We start from the raw sequence: 6,530 nt of genomic DNA on the forward strand, positions 1-6,530 counted from the left end.
AACCTCATCCTCATCATCAGACTCAGTTTGAAGAAGAAAGGATTTCCGATGATTTTACATGCATTCCGAGACATCATTGCAGACCAGATTATCGGTCGATAACAGATTTTGGGTTAGCGGTAGCTAGGTCAATATTTATGTTTTCTTAAGGGGAACAGGGATGTAGAAAGTCTTTTCAACAATGATATGTGACTGCATTAATCATGATCACTATTATAAGACAAAAGCAAACATAGTGACTGATGACATCCACTTGCCGAACTACTGAGTATAGATAAATGAGTAACGAGATCAGTGAAAAAGTAATACCTAAACAAATGAGAAAGATAACCACATAATATGGACTGGACGGGATTTGAACCCGTGGCCTCCGCCTTGCGAAGGCGGCGATCTTCCGCTGATCTACCAGCCCATAATAAAGCTTAGAATAAAATTGGTTATTTTCACTGTTTCTCATGTTAACAAGTTACAACTGGTTTATTTTTAGCCTTTTTTAATGCTTCTACTACTGCTAGTTTGTCTCCCATCATAAACTTTTCTAGTGCACCGCCACCTGTGCTAACATGTGATATTTTATCCTTGATTTTTAGTTGTTCTATCGCCGCGACCGTATGCCCTCCGCCAGCTATAGAAAACGCTTTTGAGCTGGCGATGAATTTGAATATCTCTTCTGTTCCTTTTCTAAACAAAGGATTTTCAAAAACGCCACAAGGCCCTGATAAAAAAATTGTTTTAGCATTCTTTAACACTTTTTTGTAGTTTTTTATGGTTTTTTCACCGATGTCAAAGAGGTTGTTTGTAGCTGGTAAATCTTTAAGGTCAATTTCTTTTCTTTTTCCATTCTCTTCTATTGCAAAATCAACTGGTAGATAGATATCGTTTTTATATCTGAAAAAAACCTTTTTGATTTCGTTGAATAATTCTGGGGTTCCTTCTTCACCGAATGCCGCATCATTTTTCTCACCTAGATTTATGCCTTGTGCTTTTAGGAAAGCATTTGCTGTAAGACCTGTTAGGAGAACTTTATCAGCTGTTTTGTTTGAAAGAACACGGTCGATTGTTACTATAACATCGGCAAATTTTGCTCCACCGAAAAGAAACACGGATGGTTTAGCTGGGTTGTTGACAGCTTTTTCAAGAGTCATTAGCTCTTTTTCCATTAGTCTACCAGCACAGGAGGGTAAAACAGCTGTGAAACCAGTTAGCGAGCACTGACCCCTATGTGCCGCTGCAAAAGCGTCATTTACATATAAATCCGCAAGTGGAGCTAGTGCTCTGATGAGATCTGATTTTGCGTGCTCCTCTGGCGGTTTTTTCTCTGTTTCACCAGGGAATTTTCTAACGTTATCTAAAAATAAGATATCTCCTGGTTTTAGGTTTTTAATCGCATTTATTGCTTTATCACCGAAAATATCATCAACAAAAGTTACAGGTTTTCCCATCAACTTCTCTAAGGTTTTAGCATGTTTTTCCATAGATGTGAAATCCCAACTACCCTGTTTACCCTGATGAGCTAATATAACAGTTTTTGCTTTCTTTTTTACAAGTTCTTGTATTGTTGGTAATGCAAGCCTTATCCTGGTATCATCAATTATGTCCAGTGTTTTTTTATCAAGTGGCATATTAAAATCTACCCTAAGTAAAACTGTCTTGTTTTCTATATTAAAATCATCCAATGTGTTGTATTCTTTCATAAATAAAAAACCTCCTCTTATAAAACCAGTATCATTCGTATTTATTTAAAACCATAACATTTTTTAAAATACTTCACCTGGTTTTTCTTATGTTTTAAACTTAGGAGTTTATTTGTTTTACTGATTCCATCTCTAATACATGTTCACTGAACATGTAGTTTATCAGGTCGACGATTCTACATGAGTAACCCCATTCGTTGTCGTACCATGAGAATATCTTGGCTAGATTGCCTTTTTCACCAATAACCTTTGTGCTAAGACCATCGATAATTGCTGAATGTGGGTCTCCTATTATATCAACAGATACTAGTGGTTCCTCTGTGTATTTCATAATACCTTTTAGGCTATTTTCAGATGCTTTTTTCAAAACGTTGTTGATTTCTTCTGCTGTTACAACTTTTTTAAGGACACATGTGAAATCAGTTATTGACCCATCAGGTGTTGGTACTCTTAGTGCGACTCCATCTATCTTTCCCTTGAGTTCTGGTATAACTAGTGATACTGCTTTTGCTGCACCTGTTGTTGTTGGAATAATAGAAACAGCTGCGGCCCTTGCTCGCCTTAGATCCTTGTGTGGGAAATCCAAGATACGCTGATCGCTAGTATATGAGTGGACTGTTGTCATAAAACCCTGCTCGATACCAAACACTTCATGTAAAACCTTCACTGGTGGGGCAAGGCTATTGGTTGTGCATGATGCCATCGAGATAATATTGTGTTTCTGCGCGTTGTATGTTTTTTCATTTACGCCCAAAACAATGGTTGCATCTGGTTCTTTGCCAGGTGCTGATATAACAACTTTTTTTGCACCTGCTTCGAGGTGTTTTGATGCACCTTCTCTACTGCGGAATACACCAGTGGATTCTATAGCCACGTCTATGTTTAATTTTTTCCATGGTAATTTAGACGGGTTTATCTCAGAAAAAAAACCAATGAAGTTACCGTTTACTTCTATTCCATTGTTTTTAGCTACAACATCACCATCGAATTTACCGTAGATTGAATCATATTTCAAAAGATGGGCTAGTATCTCTGTGTTGCTGAGATCATTAACGGCGACGACCTCGAATTTTTTGCCATACTGAGAATGTTGTAATGCTGCTCTTAAAACATTTCTTCCTATTCTACCGAAACCGTTGATTGCTATCCTAATCATCCTCAAACCACTTGTACGCCATTATCTGCATTCTATATAAGTTTTCCTAAAAGATATGTGCCAGCTGAATCAATGATTTTTACTTTAACGAAATCCCCTATTCCAACTTTTTCCTTTAATACTACTTGTTTGTAGTTATCAGTTCTACCTGTAAAGGTTTGGTTTTTACCTCTTTCGGTAACAAGAACATTATAGGTTTTTCCTATGTGTTCTCTGTTTTTTTCATTTGATATTTTCTTGCATAAATCTGTTAAAAATTTCGAGCGTTGTTTTACTTTTTCTGTTGGTATACGTCCTTTCATGTTTTTTGCTTTTGTTAGTGGGCGAGCAGAAAACCTCGTTATATTAACAATATCAGGTCTTACTTTTTCTATTAATTGAACGGTTTTTTTGAACTGCTCGTCTGTTTCAGTTGGGAAACCAACTATGACATCTGTTGAAACTGTTATATCAGGGTATTTTTCTCGGAAACAGGTTAATATATCAACGAATTGATTCACCGTGTACCCCCTATTCATTTTTTTTAGGATGTCATCGTCACCAGACTGAACAGGTAGATGAACAAATTTGTAGATTTTCTGATTATCATAGGCTGATAGTATTTCTGGGAGGATCTTCTGCGCCTCAGAAGGGTTCATCATACCAACTCTTACTCTGAAATCACCGTTTATTTTACATGTCTCCTGCAGTAGTACGCCAAGGTTTGAATTTATATCAAAACCATAGGATGCTGTGTCTTGTGCTGTTAGCTGAATTTCTCTGCAACCTTGATTTAGTGCTGAATGCACATCTAATAGAATCGATTCTAATGGATAACTTTTAAGTTTTCCTCTTGCGAAATGTGTGATGCAATATGAGCATGAGAGTAAACAACCTTCGGCTATAGAGATTGGTGCTATCACATCAGTAAAATATTTTTGTGTTTGGTTTTTATCTAATTTTTGTAAATCAGTTTTTTTATTTGTTATTATATCCTTTATATGATGCACATTTTGTGGTGTTAACAACAGGGCATCTGGTGCAATTGATTTTACTAAATCTGGTTGTACAGAGGGCATACATCCTGCGACAACTATCTTTTTGTTTGTTTTCTTAAAAACCCTTAGTCTGGAGAGCATACGTTGTTCTGTTGTCCCAATAACAGTGCAGGTTAGTAAAATGAGGACATCTGCTTCTTTTATGTTGTTGACGATTTCATGGTGTTCTTTTTTTAAAACACCTAGGATTAGGCTTTCATCGCTTTTGTTTGCTGTGCAACCGTATGTTTCTAGATAAATTTTCATAAGTTGATTTTGTTAAAAATAGTTGGTCTATTTAATCGCTTCTGTTATCCTGTCTAAAACAAATTTTTTATCTAGGTTTGATAAAAAGTAACCCGCCCTAGGTCCCTGTTCTTGGCCTAGTATTATCTGATATATTGCTTGGAAAGCGGTTTTGATTTGGATTTTGTTTTCCTCTGATATCTCATAGATTTTTTTGTGTATCTCCTCTGGCTCCCATTTTAAGTCTTTTATCTCTTCTTTTAATTTTGATAGAAAAATGTTTTGTTCTTTTGATAGCGTTATTTTTGGTAATTTTTCTTTCACCTCGAATTTTATGTTGTCAGGAGCAAATTTTTCTAGCCAGTATTGTACATGCTCTATTCTCTGTTTTATATGTTCTGCGTCTTCTTTCTTTAAATCCTTTGGTATCTGCCCTGTTCTTATTAGTATTTTTTTTGTGTTTTCCCAGTTTTTTCCTATTTGTATAAGTGTGACCAGATGCTTGTATGGTAACTGGAATGGTGCTGTTTTTGGTATGCTGTGTGGTTGAGAAAGTTCATATGTTTTTTTTAGGTCTTTCATACCTTTTATTTCTTTTTCTTTAGCGAAATAAACTCGTTCCTCTCTATCGTATTCATCGACTAGGTCAAGTATGCCGAGACCTGGATCAAAAACAATATGTTTGTTTGGCTGGTTTTTAACGATCAGGAATCTTAGAACCTCTGGTGGTGTCATCTTTAGCATTTCTTCAGCGCTGAGTGCAGTGCCTCTGGAGCTATGCATTGCACCCTGTCCCTTTAGCATTATAAACTCGTATACGAGCAAAGCAGGATGTGGGTAGCCATAAACTTCTTCGACTATTTTTGCACCGGTTTCTCTTGCTCCTCCAACAGTTGCGAGGTCTTTTCCGCATGGCTCAAATGTTACGTTGAGCATTTTCCATCGTGCAGGCCAGTCAACCCTCCAGGGTAGTTTACCTATGCCGCCTTTTCTTACGTCAGCTTCGCCGCTGTATTTGCATTCACATGTGTATTCTATTATTGGGTATTCGTATAGGGTTGGTTTTGTTGTGGATATGCGGCCGCAGTTTTCGCATTTAACATTGAATGGTAGCCATTCTTTTGGTATTTTTCTATTGGAGATCTTCTCGAGTATATCTTTTATCTTTTTTGTGTTCTCTAGAGCTATTTGGATGGACTCGTTATAAAGCCCTTTTTTGTACATTTCACTTGCGCGATAAACCGAGGGTTTGACACCTACTTCTTTCAGAGAGTTTAGGAAAGATGTCAGAAAATGGTCAGCGTAGCTCTTATGTTTGCTACATGGGCATGGTATCTCACAGATAGGTTTACCTACGTGTTCAGCATAAGATTGTGGTAGATACGGGTAAACCTTTCTTAGCGGGTCGTAATCATCAGCGATGTAGATTAGTTCTGCATCGCCACCTTTTTCTAAGACACATCTATAAACTGCATCTGTGGTAAGAATCTCACGCATATTACCTATATGTATTGGACCAGATGGTGTTATGCCAGTGGCTAAAACGTGTTTCTTGTTTTCTTTTAGTAACTCATCTGCTAAAACATCCGCCCAATGCATAACTAATATTCACCGGTAAACTTAGATGTTTAAATTACTCTTGCTCTTATCAGCGCACGAAGCGGTACACCATTTATATCATTCTGTGATCGTTTGTTTAAAACAGCTAGGCATAAAACAGGTTTTCCTTTCTCAGCATTCACAGCTTTTATGGCGCTTTTGAATGTTTCGCCTGTTCCTACTACATCGTCAACTAGGACAACTGTTTTACCGGTTACTGATGCGTAGTTAGATGAAAAAGCACCTGCTTTATCGTGACGTGGTCTTAAAACCGCGAGCTCCAAGCCTAGGTTATCAGCAACAAAGGTTGCGTATGGTATACCATTTATCGCTATTCCAACAACTGTATCAATATCCAGCTTCCTGTTTTCGCATTCCTCCAATAAAACATCGCATAATGCATCAGAGATACAACCTATTCTGGAGGCGTAGACCCCTATAGAATGCCAACCAACTTTTAGATCACCCTCAGGTTTTTTCTGTTTGCCTTTATTTAAAAGCCAAGATGCTGTTTCTTTTGATACATTTAACTCCTCAGCTATCTCATAATCAGAGAATCCACTCTGTTTGTATTTTAAAGCCTTCTTAATAAGAGAATCTATCTCCTTCATTTACATTACACCCTTTGAAATAGGTATAGGTATTGAATATTTAGATGTTTTCCACATACAAAAAAAACAATCCTTGTTTTTCCTATGTGCTTGTTAACTTAAGATTTAAGTAATGGTAGCATCCATCCATGTTTTTTGGTGAATAAAATATGGAGGGGATGCTACCATATATAGAGGAATTATTAGAAGCTAGAAATATTTTTGTACG

Annotated in this window: 5 protein-coding genes and 1 tRNA gene; all 6 read right to left on the reverse strand. The window is 36.9% G+C overall.

From position 1 onward, the window contains the following. Positions 1–340: 340 nt before the first annotated feature. Positions 341–412: transfer RNA gene (locus QHH19_06225), tRNA-Ala, on the reverse strand. 46 nt (positions 413–458) lie between these two features. Further along, complete coding sequence (locus QHH19_06230) at positions 459–1,694, reverse strand: phosphoglycerate kinase (protein MDH7517922.1); 1,236 nt, start codon at positions 1,692–1,694, stop codon at positions 459–461. Positions 1,695–1,794: 100 nt separating this feature from the next. Beyond that, entirely contained in the window at positions 1,795–2,850 is a 1,056-nt protein-coding gene (gene gap / locus QHH19_06235; protein ID MDH7517923.1) for a type I glyceraldehyde-3-phosphate dehydrogenase, read from the reverse strand. Between the two features lie 32 nt (positions 2,851–2,882). Then, positions 2,883–4,133 (reverse strand): tRNA (N(6)-L-threonylcarbamoyladenosine(37)-C(2))-methylthiotransferase, encoded by a 1,251-nt coding sequence (locus QHH19_06240; GenBank protein ID MDH7517924.1) that lies wholly within the window; start codon positions 4,131–4,133, stop codon positions 2,883–2,885. A gap of 27 nt (positions 4,134–4,160) precedes the next feature. Next, positions 4,161–5,711, reverse strand: a complete 1,551-nt coding sequence (gene lysS / locus QHH19_06245; GenBank protein MDH7517925.1) for a lysine--tRNA ligase — start codon at positions 5,709–5,711, stop codon at positions 4,161–4,163. A gap of 29 nt (positions 5,712–5,740) precedes the next feature. Continuing rightward, positions 5,741–6,322: an orotate phosphoribosyltransferase-like protein gene (locus QHH19_06250; protein MDH7517926.1), complete on the reverse strand. Its 582-nt coding sequence runs from the start codon at positions 6,320–6,322 to the stop codon at positions 5,741–5,743. Positions 6,323–6,530: the final 208 nt, after the last annotated feature.

The sequence above is a fragment of the Candidatus Thermoplasmatota archaeon genome (genome assembly GCA_029907305.1).
In the GTDB taxonomy this organism is placed as follows: domain Archaea; phylum Thermoplasmatota; class E2; order DHVEG-1; family DHVEG-1; genus JARYMC01.